Annotated in this window: 15 protein-coding genes; 9 read left to right on the forward strand and 6 right to left on the reverse strand. The window is 71.0% G+C overall.

Annotation, left to right across the window (positions count from 1 at the left end; genetic code table 11):
* Positions 1–217: 217 nt before the first annotated feature.
* The 3 genes from ACH4MY_RS08180 to ACH4MY_RS08190 form a co-directional block, all read right to left on the reverse strand.
* Positions 218–1,636 carry a glutamate decarboxylase gene (locus tag ACH4MY_RS08180; RefSeq protein ID WP_397999157.1) on the reverse strand — a complete coding sequence of 473 codons (1,419 nt, stop codon included), beginning with the start codon at positions 1,634–1,636 and terminating at the stop codon, positions 218–220.
* Between the two features lie 33 nt (positions 1,637–1,669).
* Complete coding sequence (locus tag ACH4MY_RS08185; RefSeq protein ID WP_397999160.1) at positions 1,670–2,959, reverse strand: ion channel protein; 1,290 nt, start codon at positions 2,957–2,959, stop codon at positions 1,670–1,672.
* Positions 2,960–3,229: 270 nt separating this feature from the next.
* Entirely contained in the window at positions 3,230–3,598 is a 369-nt protein-coding gene (locus ACH4MY_RS08190; RefSeq protein ID WP_189832167.1) for a YbjQ family protein, read from the reverse strand.
* A 150-nt stretch (positions 3,599–3,748) separates the two neighbouring features.
* Between ACH4MY_RS08190 and ACH4MY_RS08195 the strand changes: the two genes are divergently transcribed.
* Positions 3,749–4,441 (forward strand): DedA family protein, encoded by a 693-nt coding sequence (locus ACH4MY_RS08195; RefSeq protein ID WP_397999163.1) that lies wholly within the window; start codon positions 3,749–3,751, stop codon positions 4,439–4,441.
* Positions 4,442–4,485: 44 nt separating this feature from the next.
* Here the strand turns inward: ACH4MY_RS08195 and ACH4MY_RS08200 are convergent, their stop codons facing one another.
* Positions 4,486–6,156 (reverse strand): threonine/serine exporter ThrE family protein, encoded by a 1,671-nt coding sequence (locus tag ACH4MY_RS08200; RefSeq protein WP_397999165.1) that lies wholly within the window; start codon positions 6,154–6,156, stop codon positions 4,486–4,488.
* Positions 6,157–6,296: 140 nt separating this feature from the next.
* Positions 6,297–6,788, reverse strand: a complete 492-nt coding sequence (locus tag ACH4MY_RS08205; protein WP_141300520.1) for an inorganic diphosphatase — start codon at positions 6,786–6,788, stop codon at positions 6,297–6,299.
* 102 nt (positions 6,789–6,890) lie between these two features.
* On the opposite strand from ACH4MY_RS08205, the gene dacB reads away from it, so the two are divergent.
* The 8 genes from dacB (at position 6,891) to ACH4MY_RS08245 (ending at position 15,585) form a co-directional block, all read left to right on the forward strand.
* Positions 6,891–8,294 carry a D-alanyl-D-alanine carboxypeptidase/D-alanyl-D-alanine-endopeptidase gene (gene dacB / locus ACH4MY_RS08210; protein WP_397999169.1) on the forward strand — a complete coding sequence of 468 codons (1,404 nt, stop codon included), beginning with the start codon at positions 6,891–6,893 and terminating at the stop codon, positions 8,292–8,294.
* Positions 8,295–8,442: 148 nt separating this feature from the next.
* The gene (locus ACH4MY_RS08215; RefSeq protein WP_397999172.1) at positions 8,443–9,582 is read left to right on the forward strand and encodes a zinc-dependent metalloprotease; all 1,140 of its coding nucleotides are present in this window, start codon (positions 8,443–8,445) and stop codon (positions 9,580–9,582) included.
* A 207-nt stretch (positions 9,583–9,789) separates the two neighbouring features.
* The gene (gene tilS, locus ACH4MY_RS08220; protein ID WP_397999175.1) at positions 9,790–10,809 is read left to right on the forward strand and encodes a tRNA lysidine(34) synthetase TilS; all 1,020 of its coding nucleotides are present in this window, start codon (positions 9,790–9,792) and stop codon (positions 10,807–10,809) included.
* 41 nt (positions 10,810–10,850) lie between these two features.
* Positions 10,851–11,390, forward strand: a complete 540-nt coding sequence (gene hpt, locus ACH4MY_RS08225; protein WP_030219931.1) for a hypoxanthine phosphoribosyltransferase — start codon at positions 10,851–10,853, stop codon at positions 11,388–11,390.
* Between the two features lie 172 nt (positions 11,391–11,562).
* Entirely contained in the window at positions 11,563–13,581 is a 2,019-nt protein-coding gene (gene ftsH, locus ACH4MY_RS08230) for an ATP-dependent zinc metalloprotease FtsH (protein ID WP_397999178.1), read from the forward strand.
* Positions 13,582–13,679: 98 nt separating this feature from the next.
* Positions 13,680–14,285, forward strand: a complete 606-nt coding sequence (folE, locus tag ACH4MY_RS08235; protein ID WP_351901005.1) for a GTP cyclohydrolase I FolE — start codon at positions 13,680–13,682, stop codon at positions 14,283–14,285.
* A gap of 71 nt (positions 14,286–14,356) precedes the next feature.
* Positions 14,357–15,049, forward strand: coding sequence for a hypothetical protein (locus ACH4MY_RS08240; protein ID WP_397999181.1), 693 nt, complete (start codon positions 14,357–14,359; stop codon positions 15,047–15,049).
* A gap of 368 nt (positions 15,050–15,417) precedes the next feature.
* Entirely contained in the window at positions 15,418–15,585 is a 168-nt protein-coding gene (locus tag ACH4MY_RS08245) for a hypothetical protein (protein ID WP_397999183.1), read from the forward strand.
* Between the two features lie 15 nt (positions 15,586–15,600).
* Here the strand turns inward: ACH4MY_RS08245 and ACH4MY_RS08250 are convergent, their stop codons facing one another.
* On the reverse strand, positions 15,601–16,083 hold the full coding sequence (locus tag ACH4MY_RS08250) for a DUF3180 domain-containing protein (RefSeq protein ID WP_397999185.1): 483 nt from the start codon (positions 16,081–16,083) through the stop codon (positions 15,601–15,603).
* Positions 16,084–16,086 lie beyond the last annotated feature (3 nt).

Genomic DNA, 16,086 nt, shown 5'->3' on the forward strand with positions numbered 1-16,086 from the left:
CCGTGGCGCTGGTGTGGGTGCTGGTGGTGAGGGCGGCTGACGACTGACGACTGACGACTGACGGCTGCCCGGCGGCGGCCGACCGCCGACCGGCGACCGCCGACCGGCGACCGCCGACCGCCGACCGGCGACCGCCGACCGGCGACCGCCGACCGCCGACCGGCGACCGGCGACCGCCGACCGGCGGCCGGCGGCAGGGCTCGGCGGGGAGGGCGGGTCAGTGGTGGAAGGACGTCGCCGTGCTCTTGTCGTGGGTGCCGGGGCGGGACTGGCTCCGTAGTTCGGGAAGCAGCTGGCTCAGGTCCTCGACGAAGAGTCCGGCCAGGTCGGCGGAGAAGCCGTTGCGGCAGACCACGCGAAGGACGGACAGGTCCTCGCGGTTGGCGGGGAAGGTGTAGGCGGGGACCAGCCAGCCGTGTTCGCGCAGGCGGCGGGAGACGTCGAAGACGTCGAAGGAGGTGACGTCGGGGGCGGTGGTGAAGGCGAAGACGGGGAGCTGGTTGCCGCGGGTCAGGAGCCGGAAGTCGCCCATGGCCTCGATGCGTTCGGCGAGGCCGCGGGCGATGTCCCGGGAGGTCTGCTGGACCGCCCGGTAGCCCTCCCGGCCGAGTCTCAGGAAGGTGTAGTACTGCGCGACGACCTGGGCGCCCGGCCGGGAGAAGTTGAGGGCGAAGGTGGGCATGTCGCCGCCCAGGTAGTTGACGCGGAAGACGAGCTCCTCGGGGAGTTCGGCGGGGGAGCGCCACAGGGCCCAGCCGACGCCCGGGTAGACCAGGCCGTATTTGTGACCGGAGGTGTTGATCGAGGAGACGCGGGGGAGCCGGAAGTCCCACGCCAGGTCTTCGTCGACGAAGGGGGCGACCATGGCGCCGGAGGCGCCGTCGACGTGGACGGGGATGTCGAGGCCGGTGCCTTCCTGGAGGGCGTCCAGGGCGGCGCAGATCTCGGCGACGGGTTCGTAGGAGCCGTCGAAGGTCGAGCCGAGGACGGCGACGACTCCGATGGTGTTCTCGTCGCAGAGCGCGGCGGCGGACTCGGCGTCGAGGTGGAAGCGGTCGCCCTCCATGGGGACGAGACGGGGCTCGACCTCCCAGAAGTTGCAGAACTTGTCCCAGCAGACCTGGACGTTGACGCCCATCACCAGGTTGGGGCGGGCGCCGCCGCGGTAGCGGTCGGCGTTCCGCGCGGTCCAGCGGCGCTTGAGGGCCATGCCGGCGAGCATGCAGGCCTCGCTGGAACCGGTGGTGGAGCAGCCGACGGCCGTGTCCGGGTCCGGGGCGTTCCACAGGTGGGCGAGCATGGAGACGCAGCGGCGCTCCAGTTCGGCGGTGCGCGGGTACTCGTCCTTGTCGATCATGTTCTTGTCGCGGCACTCGCCCATCAGGACCCCGGCCTGGGGCTCCATCCAGGTGGTGACGAAGGTGGCGAGGTTGAGCCGTGAGTTGCCGTCGAGCATCAGCTCGTCGTGGACGAGCTGGTAGGCGCTGGACGGGGGCAGCGGGCCGTCGGGGAGCCGGTGGTGGGGTGGGGCCTCGGTCATGCCGCCGACCGGGTTGGCCTCCCCGAAGAAGGGGTTGAGCGCGAGCCGTCGTTCGGGCTGGGAGGGGGAGGCGGCGGGACCCTGGTGCAGCGGCATGGGGAACTCCTTGTGTCCGGTGGGGAGGGGAGGTCAGTGCAGTGAGCGGCCCTGCTCGTCGAGCTGGAGCTGGGGGCGGCCGGTGACGATCAGCCAGGCGGGGAGGGAGGCCAGGCAGAGCAGGGCGAGCATCGCGGGGGAGGCGGCGAGGGCGGCGGCGCTGAAGAGGCTGATCCAGCCCTGCCGGGTGGTGGCGAGCAGGACGCCGAGGACTCCGGAGGAGACGGCGACCGCCGGATGGATCTCGGGGACGAGCGCCTGGGCGATCAGCCCGAAGGCGGCGCCGACGAAGACGGCGGGGAAGATCCGGCCGCCCCGGAAGCCGCAGGAGGCGGCGATGAGCAGGGCGAGGAGTTTGACCACGGCCAGCTTGGCGAGTTCGCCGGAGGACCAGCCGCCGATCGAGGCGGTGAGTTCCTTGACCTCGTCCAGGCCCTTGAAGAGGGTCAGATGCCCGCCCAGGGCGCCCAGCAGGCCGAGGACGAGGCCGCCGAGGGGAAGGATCAGCATGGGGTGGCGCAGGCGCTGGAAGGCGGCGTGGGTGTAGGGGAAGAGGTAGCAGGAGGCGAGGGCGAAGAGGGCCGCGGCGGAGGCGATCACCAGGGCGGCGAGGAGGTCTTCCCAGCCGGTGTCGGTGAGAGGGGTGAGTCCCACGTCGAAGCTGGGTTCGGCGAGGAGCTGGGTGGTGACCGCACCGGCTCCGGCGGCGACGAGCGGGGCGAAGAGCCGGTCCCAGAGGGAGCCGTGTCCCGGCTTGCCGACGAGGGCCTCGGAGATGACGAGGGCGGCGGCCACCGGGGTGCCGAAGAGGGCGCCGATGGTGGCGGCCGAGGCCAGGGCGACCCACGCCGCGCCCGGCGCCGTGGGGGCGACCTTGCGGCCGAGCCAGTAGGCGAGGGCGACGTTGGCCTCGAGGATCGGGTTCTCGGGGCCGAGGCTGACTCCGCCGGCGAGCGTGAGCGTGCTGGCGAGGAGGAGTCCGACGACGACGCCGGGGGCGAGAGGTCCCCCGCTGAGGCCGGTGGTGGCCGGGTCGGGGCCGGCGTGGCCGGGGAACTTCCAGACGACGAGGCCCACGGCGATGCCGGAGGCCGTGAGCATGCTGATGATCCAGAGGGAGGAGTAGCCGCCGATGCCGAGGGCGTCGGGAAGGTCGTGCCAGAGGACGCCCTGGAACTTCTCGGCGAGGGCGCTGATCCCCAGGAACAGCAGGCTCGACCCCACCCCGACCACGAGGGCGGGCAGCACCTGCGGCAACAGGATCCGCGCGGGGGTCATGTCGGGGGAGGGCGGCGGGGAGGGCGGAGCGTGATCGGTGGCCACCGGCCCACCATAAGTGAGCAAATGCCGCACAACATCCCGAAATTCGGGTCGAACGGAGGTCCGCCCCACGTCCGCCTCACGCCATGTCAGACCCGAGGCCGACACGGAGCGGGGACGGCGCGCGCACCACGACGCACTTCCCGGACGCCTCGGCGCCGCCGTCCGGGGGAACGCGCGGCGCCGGGAAGGTCCACCCGGAAGGTCCGACCCCGGAAGGTCCGGCGCCGGGAAGGTCCGACCCCGGGACCGGCCCCGGGGCCCGCGGCCCGCTCAGGCGCGTGGTGCGATCACCACCGCCGTGCCGTACGCGCAGACCTCCGTGCCCACGTCGGCCGCCTCGGTCACGTCGAAGCGGAACATCAGCACGGCGTTCGCGCCGCGCGCCTGCGCCTGCTCCACCAGGCGTTCCATCGCCTGGTTGCGGGTCTGCACGAGGGTCTTCGTCAGACCCTTCAGCTCCCCGCCGATCATCGACTTGAGCCCCGCGCCGATCTGGCTGCCCAGGTGGCGGGAGCGGACGGTGAGCCCGAAGACCTCACCGATCACCTGCCGGACCTCGAAGCCCGGCACGTCGTTCGTCGTCACGACCAGCACGTCTGGCTGCGGCCCCTGGCCGCCTCCGTACTCATCGATGCCCATCGGCATGCACCTCCTGACCCCCCAGCCTCGGGGGCGAGGGTCCCGTCCGCATCCTGTGGCGACAGGGGAACCGAGGGCGTTCAGCTCGCGTTGATAGCTTGGGGCCAGCCGTCCCCCCATGCCCCCACCGACCGCAGGAGCCCGGAACCCGTGAATACGCTTGCCCTCGGACCGAGCTGGCTGGACCCGGACTATCTGATTCAGACCTTTGGTCCGATCGGTGTCCTGGCCATCGTCTTCGCCGAGTCCGGTCTCCTCATCGGGTTCTTCCTGCCCGGCGACTCGCTGCTCTTCACCACCGGCCTGCTGATCACGACCGGCAAGCTGGACATGCCGCTGTGGCTGATGTGCACGCTGATCGTGGCCGCGGCCGTCATCGGCGACCAGGTCGGATACCTCTTCGGGCGGAAGGTGGGTCCGGCGCTCTTCACCCGGCCCAACTCCAAGCTCTTCAAGCAGGAGAACGTCGAGAAGGCGCACGAGTTCTTCGAGAAGCACGGCCCGAAGTCCCTGATCCTGGCCCGCTTCGTCCCGATCGTGCGGACGTTCACGCCGATCATCGCGGGCGTCAGCCGGATGAACTACCGCTCGTTCATCACGTTCAACGTCATCGGCGGTGTGCTCTGGGGCGCGGGCGTGACCCTGCTCGGCGCCTCCCTCGGCAAGATCGACTTCGTGCACCAGCACATCGAGATGATCCTCGTCGGGATCGTCCTGCTCTCCGTGGTCCCGATCGTGATCGAGTTCCTCCGGGCCCGCTCCCAGTCCAAGAAGGAGCAGGCCAAGGGCGACCACGACGCCCCCGGCACCCCGAACCCCCGCGGCCGTCACGCCAAGCGCTGACGCGACAGCCGCAGACCCCCTCCAGGCACCGGCCCCCGCTGCCGCTAGAAGCCCCTGGTCCGCTTGGCGGCCCGGCGGGCCGCGGCGGCGCCGGGGGCCTGCATGAAGAGCCGGGCCAGCTCGCCTCCCAGGTTCACCCCGATCGCGATCGCCAGGGCCAGGGCCGCCGCCTTCGCGAGGGAGGCGAAGCCCTGGTCCAGGTTGTTCTGGGCGATCGCCAGCACCCCGAAGTACGTCGCCGAACCGGGCAGCAGCGGGCCGATCGCCGCCGTCACGTACGGCAGTGACGAGGTGTGCTCGTAGCGGGCGATCAGCTGCCCGAAGAGCCCCACCAGGCCCGCCGCCACCGCCGTCGCCATGACCGTCGAACCCTCCGCGGTCACCGCTATCGACGCGTAGATCACCCACGCGACCCCGCCGTTCAGCGTCGCGAACAGCACCGTCGCCCGCGACTGCTGCAAGAGGATCGCGAAGGTCGCGCACAGCACCATCGACGCCAGGATCTGCGTCACCGGCCGTTCGACCGCCTCCAGCGCCCCCTCGGGGTTCAGCTGCGCGTCGAACTGCACCGCGATGTACAGCACCGACAGCACGCCCACCACGATCGCGACGAAGAAGTACGCGACCTCCAGGAGCCGGGCCGAGGCCGTGATGTAGAAGCCGGTCAGACCGTCCTGGACCGCCGCCACGAGCGCCCGCCCCGGGATCAGCGCGAACAGACCACCGGTGATCACCGCCGAGGGACGCAGATCCGCGTGCAGCATCGTCAGGAGCACGCCCATCGCCGCCGGCGGCATCGCCGCCACCAGGAACTGGTAGAACTCCGGCAGCCCGCGCCCCGCGCACAGCCACGCGAGCCGGTCGCCGAGCACCGCGCCCAGCGCCGCCACGAAGAAGACCGTCGGACCGCCGCCGAGCAGCACCGAGGCCGCACCGGCGAGGACTCCCGCCGCCGCCGTGAGGACCCACCCGGGATACGGGTGCCGGTTGCGCCGTATCTCCGCGAGCCGCCGGTACGCCTCCTCGGGCGTCACCTCGTGCGCCCGCGCGTTGATGTCGGCGAGCAGCGTGTAGACCGCCGCGAGGCGGGTGTAGTCCGTCCCCCGACGCCGTACGGTCCGGTTCGCGGTGACCGGGTCGTCCACCAGCGACGGCTGGTAGGTGACCGACAGCAGGGTGAACGTGACCGTCGGCTCGACCCGGTCCAGACCGTACGAGCGGGAGATCGCGAACATCGCCGCCTCGACGTCCTCCGCGCCCTCCCCGCCCGCGAGCAGCAGCTCGCCGATACGCAGGGTCAGGTCGAGCACACGCGGCACCGAGGGGCCGGTCTCGTCCTCCTTGCGCGCCGCCTCCGGCACGGGCCGCTCACCCACCGGCAGCCGCAGCATGGTCCGCATCCGGTCCTGCCACGGGGCGTCCTGCGAGAGCCGCACCAGGGGCACCCCGTACGCCGGGGTGAAGGCGGGCGGCGAGTTCTTCGCCGAATACGTGGCCGGCGTCGCGAACGCCGAACCCTCCTGCTCGGCGGGCGGCTCCGTCGTGAGACCCGGGGGAAGGGCGAACTCGGAGGTCGGATGCTCCTCCTCCGGTGGCGCGAACTGCTCCACACCGGCGGGGGGCGCGAATGCGCTCCGTGCCTCGTCCGACTGGGGCTTCCGGTCCTCCGGAACCCCTCCCGGACCGTCCTTCGAGCCGTCCGGCTCCGCCACCACTCTGACCGCCTCACTCCCTGGGAACCATGGATTCCAGTATGAGTGTGCGACAGATGCGCGAAAGGCGGTGCACCCAAGGGGTGCACCGCCTTCACGGAATCAGACCGTCGTCAGCGAGCGGACGACCGGACCGGAGGGGCTCAGTGGCCGCCCTGCTCCTTGGCCCGCGCGTACGACTTCTCGATCTCTTCCTCGGCCTCGGCGCGACCGACCCAGTCCGCGCCCTCGACCGACTTGCCCGGCTCCAGGTCCTTGTAGACCTCGAAGAAGTGCTGGATCTCCAGACGGTCGAACTCCGACACGTGGTGGATGTCCCGCAGGTGCTCCATGCGCGGGTCCGTGGCCGGGACGCACAGCAGCTTGTCGTCGCCGCCCGCCTCGTCCGTCATACGGAACATGCCGATGACACGGCACTTGATCAGGCAGCCCGGGAAGGTGGGCTCGTCGAGGATGACGAGCGCGTCCAGCGGGTCGCCGTCCTCGCCGAGGGTGTTCTCGACGTAGCCGTAGTCGGTCGGGTAGGCCGTCGACGTGAAGAGGCGGCGGTCCAGGCGGATGCGACCCGTCTCGTGGTCGACCTCGTACTTGTTCCTCGATCCCTTCGGGATCTCGATGAGAACGTCGAACTCCACGGGTGGCTCCTCCTGAATCAACACAAGTGAATGCTCGCGACGACGCGCGGTGATTAAGTGTCCCTCACGCACGTGTGTGATCGCGAAAGGGGCTGGTCAGCAATGCCCGAGCCGAGGATGTGGCAGCTCACGGCGGGCTCCGCCGCCCTCGGACTGGCCCTGGCCGCCGTGGCGGTGACCGCGGCCGGGCCGTGGGACTCGGGTCAGCGTACGGCCGAGCGGGCCCGCGCCGCCGCCCCGCAGGCGGGTGGCGCACGTCACGCCCCGGCCCCCGCGCCCGCCCCGCCCCGGCGCCCCGCACCCGCCCCGAGCGCCCCCGGCGTCCTCACCGCCCTCCACGCCCCGGCCCCCGCCGGACGCCCCGCGGACCTCGCCGCCCTCCTCGTACCGCTCCTCGCCGACCCAGGACTCGGCCCGCTGCGCACCGCCTCCGTCGTCGACACCGCGACGGGCAGGCAGCTGTACGGCGAGGGCGCCGGCACCCCCATGACCCCCGCGTCCACCGTCAAGATCGCCACCGCCGCGGCCGCGCTCTCCGCCCTCGGCCCCGACCACCGCATCCCCACCACCGTCACCGCCGCCCCCGACGGCCGCACCGTCACCCTCACCGGCGGCGGCGACCCCACGCTCGACCCCGCCCGGCTGAAGGCCCTCGCCGGCGACACCGCCCGCGCCCTCACCGCCCTCGGCCACACCTCCGTACGCCTCACCTACGACACGACCCTGTACCCGGGCCCCCAGCTCCACCCCATCGGCCCCAACGAGAACATCGCCCCCGTCGTCGCCCTCATGACCCGCGAGGGACGCCTCGACGACAGCACCAGCGGCCCCGCGCCCCGCAGCGGCGACCCGGCGGGCGACACCGCCACCGCCTTCGCCGGACTCCTCACCGAGGCCGGGATCGAGGTCGGCGGCGACCCGGCCCCCGGCCGCACCCCGAAGGCCGAGCCCCTCGCCGTCACCCACTCCGCGCCCCTCGCCGACCTCGTCGAGCGCACCCTCACCCACAGCGACAACGACCTCGCCGAAGCCCTCGCCCGGCAGACCGCCCTCGCCCGCAGACAGCCCGCCGGCTTCGACGGCGCGAGCAGGGCCGTACGGGACGAACTCGCCGGGCTCGGCCTCCCCGTCGCCGGAGCCCGCTTCGCCGACGGCAGCGGACTCGACCGCCGCGACCGCGTCTCCGCCGCCCTCCTCACCGGACTCCTCACCCGGGCGGCCGACCCCGCGCGCCCCGCCCTGCGCCCCCTCCTCACCGGACTGCCCGTCGGCGGCTTCACCGGCACCCTCGCGGGCCGCTTCGACACCGCACCCGCCACCGCCGGCGCCGGACTCGTCCGCGCCAAGACCGGCACCCTGACGGGCGTCAACACGCTCGCCGGGACCGTCGTCACCCCCGACGGGCGTCTGCTCGCCTTCGCGTTCCTCGCCGGCCGCACCCTCTCCCCGTACGAGGCACAGCCCGCCCTCGACCGCCTCTCCGCCGCCCTCGCCGGACAGGGCTGACCGCCCCGCGGCCGCACCCCGGCACCGCCCGGACCGCGCCGGGACCTCGCCCGGGCCGCGCCCCGACCCGGTTCCGACGCGGTTCCGACCCGCACGGAAGCCGTCCCGAACCCGCACCGAACAGGCTTCGAGACCGTACGGTTGACGCATGACGAGCATCGGTGGCGCAGGTACATCCGGGATGGTCGACTGGAACCTCGCGGTCGCGACCGCGACCCGCCTCGTGCGGCCCGGACCCGAAGTCAGCCGCGACGAGGCCCGCGAGGTCGTCGCCGAACTCCGCAGGCACGCCAAGGCCTCGGAGGAACACGTCCGTGCCTACACCCGGATGATCCCCGAGGGCATGGAACACCACGACACCCCCGTCCTGGTCGTCGACCGGGCCGGCTGGATCAAGGCCAACGTCGCCGGATTCCGCGAACTGCTCACCCCGCTCCTCGGCAAGATGCAGGAACGCAGGGCGAGCAACCCCGGCAGCGCCGTCCTCGGCGCCGTCGGCGGCAAGGTCACCGGCGTCGAACTCGGCATGCTGCTCTCCTTCCTCGCCTCCCGCATCCTCGGCCAGTACGAGACCTTCGCCCCCGCCACCCGCGAACTCCCCGCCGGGACCAACGGCGGCGGACGCCTCCTGCTCGTCGCGCCCAACATCGTCCACGTCGAACGCGAACTCGAGGTCAACCCGCACGACTTCCGGCTCTGGGTCTGCCTCCACGAGGAGACCCACCGCACCCAGTTCACCGCCGTCCCCTGGCTACGTGACCATCTCCAGGGCGAAATCCAGTCGTTCCTCGCCGCCACCGACGTCGACCCCGGCACCGTCGTCGAACGCCTCCGCGAAGCCGCCCAGACCCTCGCCGGCGGCCGCCCCGAGGGCGAGGAGGGCGAACCCGCCCCCTCCCTCGTCGAACTCGTCCAGACCCCCGAGCAGCGCGAGATCCTCGGCCGCCTCACCGCCGTCATGTCACTCCTCGAAGGCCACGCCGACTACGTCATGGACGGCGTGGGACCCCAGGTCGTGCCCTCCGTCGCCGAGATCCGCGAGAAGTTCCAGCAGCGCCGCGCACGGGGCGCCTCCCGCCTCGACCTCGCCCTGCGCAAGCTCCTCGGCCTCGACGCCAAGCTCCGTCAGTACCGCGACGGCGAACGCTTCGTCCGGGCCGTCGTCGAGCAGGTCGGCATGGACGGCTTCAACCGCGTGTGGACCTCCCCCAACACGCTCCCCACCAAGACCGAGATCGCCGCCCCCGCCGACTGGATCGCGAGGGTGCACCGTAAGGCAGACTCGTGAGACAGGTGCGGCAGACGGCACAGGAACACGTCAGAACACCTCACCAATCACCCATCCGAGGGACCCTGGGCATGGGGTGAGGCGTGCAATGCTCGGGTAACGGCCGGGTTTCTGTCACCATCGACGCACTCTGAGTGACCGAACCCCCCTTTCCGACCGTTAAGACTCCGACCGAGGCACCCCACCCCATCACGAAGGGCACCGGACATGGGTCCCCATCCTGCGGTCGCGGCGATACGCCTGGCGGTCCGCCGCGTACTCCACGACGTTCTCACCGAGCACCAGACCGACCCCGCCCCCGCACGCGACGCGCACACCCCCCTCGTGCTCGTCGCCTGCTCCGGAGGCGCCGACTCGATGGCGCTCGCCTCCGCTCTCGCCTTCGAGGCCCGCAAGCTTCCCGTGCGCGCCGGCGGCATCACCGTCGACCACGGACTCCAGGACGGCTCCGACACCCGCGCCGGTGAGGTCGCCGGACGCATGGCCGCCCTCGGCCTCACCCCCGTCGAGGCCGTCTCCGTCACCGTCGGCCGCGAAGGAGGCCCCGAGGCCGCCGCCCGCGACGCCCGGTACGCGGCACTCGACGCCGCCGCCGAGCGCCACGGAGCCACCGCGATCCTCCTCGGCCACACCCGCGACGACCAAGCGGAAACCGTCCTGCTCGGGCTCGCCCGAGGCTCCGGCATCCGCTCGCTCTCCGGCATGGCCGCGATCTCCGGCGCCTCCGGCCGCTACCGGCGGCCCTTCCTCCAGCTCGACCGCCAGACCATTCGCAAGGCCTGCGTCGCACAGGAACTCGCCGTCTGGGACGACCCCCACAACAGCGACCCCGCCTACACCCGCTCACGGCTCCGCCACGAGGGCCTCCCCGCCCTCGAGAAGGCCCTCGGCAAGGGCGTCGTCGAAGCACTCGCCCGAACGGCCCAGCTCTCCCGCGACGACGCCGACGCCCTCGACACCTGGGCCGCCGACGCCGAGACCTCCGTACGCGACGAGGCGGGCACCCTCGAATGCGCCAAGCTCTTCGGACTGCCCCCCGCCGTACGCCGCCGGGTGCTGCGCCGCGCCGTCATCGCCGAGGGCGCCCCCGCCGGCTCCCTCTTCGCCCGGCACATCGAAGAAGTCGACCGGCTCATCACCGGCTGGCGCGGCCAGGGAGCCATCAACCTGCCCGGTCGCGTCGAAGCCCGCCGCCAGGGTGGCAGACTGGTCATCCGGCAAGGCTGACGCACGCTGCAACGAAAGTGACCCGGGTGAACGAGAAGGACATGGGCACCGACCTCCAGTCGGTGCTCATCACCAAGGAAGAGATCGACGCCAAGCTGGCAGAGCTGGCCGCGAAGATCGACGCGGAATACGCGGGCAAGGACCTGCTCATCGTCGGCGTCCTCAAGGGCGCCGTGATGGTGATGGCGGATCTGGCTCGCGCCCTTTCCACCCCCGTCACCATGGACTGGATGGCCGTGTCCTCCTACGGCGCCGGCACCCAGTCCTCGGGCGTCGTCAGGATCCTCAAGGACCTCGACACCGACATCAAGGGCAAGCACGTCCTGATCGTCGAGGACATCATCGACTCCGGCCTGACGCTGTCCTGGCTGCTGTCGAACCTCGGCTCGCGCGAGCCCGCCTCCCTGGAGGTGTGCACGCTGCTGCGCAAGCCCGAGGCCGCGAAGGTCGCGATCGACGTCAAGTGGATCGGCTTCGACATCCCCAACGAGTTCGTCGTGGGCTACGGCCTCGACTACGCCGAGAAGTACCGGAACCTTCCGTTCGTCGGCACGCTCGCCCCGCACGTCTACGGCGGCTGAACACCGAGGCCGTCCGGGGAACCCGCACCGCCTTCCCCCCGTTGAACCACGGGAAGGCGGTCGCGGGCGACGATGCTGAGGTACCGTCCGAAGAACAGCTTTTTCACACAGCAGCTCTCACAGCAGCATTTTCCTACGGGCAGGAGGGACGGGGCGTTCTCGCTCCGTATGGATGGACGTGAAGCGATACTTCCGTGGGCCGGTCATGTGGATCGTGCTGGCCGTCCTCGCCGTGGTCGTGCTGATGCAGGTCGTCGGCTCGTCCGAGGGCTACAAGACGGTGGACACCGGCAAGGTTGTCCAGGCGATCGACAAGAACCAGGTCAAGCAGGCAAAGATCACCACCGGTGACGAGCAGATCGTCAAGATCGAGCTCATCGACGGCCAGAAGATCGACAAGAGCAGCAAGGTCCAGGCCAGCTACATCGGCACCCAGGGCGCCGACTTGGCCGACAAGCTGCAGGAGAAGTTCGAGGCCGGGCAGATCGAGAAGGGCTACACCGTCTCCCCGACGAAGCAGTCGCCCTTCGTCTCGATCCTGCTCTCCCTCCTCCCCTTCGTCCTCATCGTGGTCGTCTTCCTCTTCCTGATGAACCAGATGCAGGGCGGCGGCTCCCGCGTCATGCAGTTCGGCAAGTCCAAGGCGAAGCTCATCACCAAGGACACGCCGAAGACCACCTTCGCCGACGTCGCAGGCTCGGACGAGGCCGTCGAGGAACTCCACGAGATCAAGGAATTCCTCCAGGAGCCCGCGAAGTTCCAGGCCGTCGGCGCCAAGATCCCGAAGGGCGTCCTGCTCTACGGCCCGCCCGGAACCGGCAAGACGCTCCTCGCGCGCGCCGTCGCCGGCGAGGCCGGGGTGCCGTTCTACTCGATCTCCGGCTCCGACTTCGTCGAGATGTTCGTCGGTGTCGGCGCCTCCCGTGTCCGTGACCTCTTCGAGCAGGCGAAGGCCAACGCACCGGCCATCGTCTTCGTCGACGAGATCGACGCCGTCGGACGCCACCGCGGCGCCGGCCTCGGCGGCGGCCACGACGAGCGCGAGCAGACCCTCAACCAGCTCCTCGTCGAGATGGACGGCTTCGACGTGAAGGGCGGCGTCATCCTGATCGCCGCCACGAACCGGCCCGACATCCTCGACCCCGCCCTCCTGCGCCCCGGACGCTTCGACCGGCAGATCGCCGTCGACCGCCCGGACATGCAGGGCCGCCTGGAGATCCTCAAGGTCCACCAGAAGGGCAAGCCGGTCGCCCCGGACGTCGACCTCGGCGCCGTCGCCCGTCGCACCCCCGGCTTCACCGGTGCGGACCTCTCCAACGTCCTCAACGAGGCGGCGCTCCTCACCGCTCGCGGCGACCAGAAGCTGATCGACAATCACGCGCTGGACGAGGCGATCGACCGTGTGGTCGCGGGCCCGCAGAAGCGGACCCGGATCATGTCGGACCGGGAGAAGAAGATCACCGCGTACCACGAGGGCGGACACGCCCTGGTCGCGGCGGCCTCGCCGAACTCCGACCCCGTCCACAAGATCACCATCCTGTCCCGCGGCCGTGCCCTGGGCTACACGATGGTCCTCCCGGACGAGGACAAGTACTCGACCACCCGCAACGAGATGCTCGACCAGCTGGCGTACATGCTGGGCGGGCGCGCGGCCGAGGAGCTCGTCTTCCACGACCCGACCACGGGCGCGGCCAACGACATCGAGAAGGCCACGGCCACCGCGCGAGCGATGGTCACGCAGTACGGCATGACCGAGCGTCTGGGCGCGATCAAGTTCGGCGGAGACAACACCGAGCCCTTCCTCGGACGGGAGATGTCGCACCCGCGCGACTACTCGGAAGAGGTCGCCGCGCTGGTCGACGAAGAGGTCAAGAAGCTCATCGAGACCGCGCACAACGAGGCCTGGGAGATCCTCGTCGAGAACCGCGACGTTCTCGACAACCTGGTCCTCGCCCTCCTGGAGAAGGAGACGCTGGGCAAGGAGGAGATCGCCGAGATCTTCACCCCCATCGTCCGGCGCCCGGCCCGCCCGGCCTGGACCGGCTCCTCCCGCCGTACCCCGTCCACGCGTCCGCCGGTGCTCTCCCCCAAGGAGCTCGCCCTGACGAACAGCGCGAACGGCTCGGCGACCACCGCGGTCGACACCACGAAGGGCATCGACATCGCCCCGGTGGACACCCCGGAGGACTGACCGTCCCACCCCGGAATGGCTGCCGCGCCCCCACAGGTTTTAGCCTGTGGGGGCGCGGCTTTTCCGCGCACATCAGTCAGACGGAACGAGGCACAGAGATGACCGACCCGGTGACGCTGGACGGCGAGGGCACGATCGGCGAGTTCGACGAGAAGCGCGCCGAGGCAGCCGTACGCGAGCTCCTCATCGCGGTCGGCGAGGACCCGGACCGCGAGGGTCTGCGTGAGACGCCGGCGCGGGTGGCGCGTGCGTACAAGGAGCTTTTCGCAGGCCTGTGGCAGAAGCCTGAAGATGTCCTGACGACGACGTTCGACCTGGGACACGATGAAATGGTCCTCGTGAAGGACATCGAACTGACATCTCAATGTGAACATCATTTGCTCCCGTTCCACGGTGTAGCTCACATTGGCTACATTCCGGCTGAATCGGGCAAGATCACCGGGCTGTCCAAGCTGGCGCGCCTCGTTGACGTCTTCGCTCGACGCCCACAGGTGCAGGAGCGTCTGACGACACAGATCGCCGACTCTCTGATGCGTATCCTCGACGCCCGCGGCGCGATCGTCGTCATAGAGGCCGAGCACATGTGCATGGCTCTGCGTGGTGTCCGCAAGCCGGGGGCGAAGACGACCACCTCGGCGGTACGTGGACAACTTCGTGACGCTACTACACGTGCCGAGGCCATGTCCCTGATATTGGCTCGCTAGTAGCGGCCTGTCCGCCGTGCTCCATACCGTCCCTGATCAGTGGATCCGATGGCTGATCAAGGGGGATCGGTATGGGGTACGGGCTGACCGGCAAGATGCTGGTGAACCTGGTGGACGGCTGTGCCCAGGCGAAGAACGTCGTCCCGGGCAACACCCTGTGGACGCTGGACGGGGACCGGACGGCGCGGACCACGGTCGTGGACGTGGCGGCGGCGAAAGCGCGTGCCGCCGTCGACGTGGTGACGGACCACATGACGTTCTCCGCCAGTCCCGATCTGCTGCTGGCCACGCCGGACGGCTGGACGCACGCGGCGGACGCGGCGGGCAAGACGGCCGCCTGGACGCATGCGCGGAAGTTGTGCCGGGAGCGGCTGACGATCAGGCCGGGGTACGAGTTCGGCTACTTCGTGGGCGCCACCTGTGTCGACGGCACGGTGGGCAGGAACTACGTATCGCTGGTCGTGAACGAGGAGCGCTTCGCATCCCGGTACGCGACCGCACTCACGTCCTGCACCAGGCTTCCCGCCCGCCTTGAGGCGGTGACCCGGCCGTCCGGCTACCTGAAGCGGGACCTGCCTGGTTACCGCGTACGCGTGGTCTCCTCGTACCCAGCCGACGCGCTGCGGCACTATGTGGGCGGGGACGCTCACCACATGCGACAACGCTTCCCCAGGGTCGTGCTGCGGGACATCGATACATTCGTAGCCCCATCATCGGGGCGCGCTTCACTCCGAAGGCCAAAGGGGCCTCGCAGCTCTGCGTAGCGGATCACTGGGGGACCCGGGGCACCTTCACTCCCGAGTACCACCCGATCCTTCCGCCCGAATCCGCCTGGATCAAGGTCCAAGAGGTCCGTCCCCGCCCCGCTCTGGGGGCGAAGCCCTTCACGTTCTACAGCTACCGGCTGGCCCCGCACCCGACCTTCCTGGTGAACGGGCACCTCGTGCGCGAGCCCCGCTAGTGCCCGGGCCGGGCCGGCGCCAGGTGGTGTCAGTGGAGGCGGCTAGGGCCTGTCTTTCGGATCATGCCGGGCTCGCGGGGCCTGGCACGCACGCTCGCCGCGTTGTCGTCGGTCCACAACGCTCCGCGTTGCCTCCCTCCTCCGCCTTGCGATCGCACGCACCACGGGCCCATGGAGGCGGCGCTGTACCCGGAGCGGGAGGCCCGCCCGGACGGGGCGCCGACCGGGATCGCGGAGCGCTACGCGACGACGCCGCGCCGGCCCGCGCGGGAGATCGTCGAGGGGGCCCAGGCGGAGTTCGCGAGCTTCTCCGACGACATCGACGCGCTCTGCCGCTGAGCCGGCGGGGCGGTCTCAGGCCCGGGCCTTGCCCGGGTTCTTGTCGTCGTCCTCCGGGAGTTTGCAGACGCGCTCCAGGAAGAGGGCTGCCGCGATGACGCCGATGCCCGCTGCGACCGCGAGGGCCGCGTAGAGGGCCTGGTCCCGGCGGGCCGGGACGTCGAGGGAGCCGAGGAGGAAGACGCCCGTGCCGCCGTACATGCCGGCGACGAGGGCGGCCACCAGTGCGCTCGCCTGGCCGAAGACCACCGCGCGTGCCGCCATCAGGGGCTCGACGCCCTTGGCGCCGGGGCGGCGGTCGCGCTGGGCCTTGAGGCGGGCGCGGATCGAGAGGGCGGTCGCGGTGAGGACGACCGCGATCACGGCCAGGACGATGGGCGCGGCGATCGGCACGCTGGGGAGGGTGCCGACCGCGTCCCAGAGCCGGGCGGCACCCCAGGAGAGGATGCCGGCCACGAGGAACAGTCCGGCGAGCACCTTCAGCCGCAGTTGTTTCACCGG

It is taken from the genome of Streptomyces sp. NPDC017246, assembly GCF_044331325.1.
Taxonomy (GTDB): domain Bacteria; phylum Actinomycetota; class Actinomycetes; order Streptomycetales; family Streptomycetaceae; genus Streptomyces.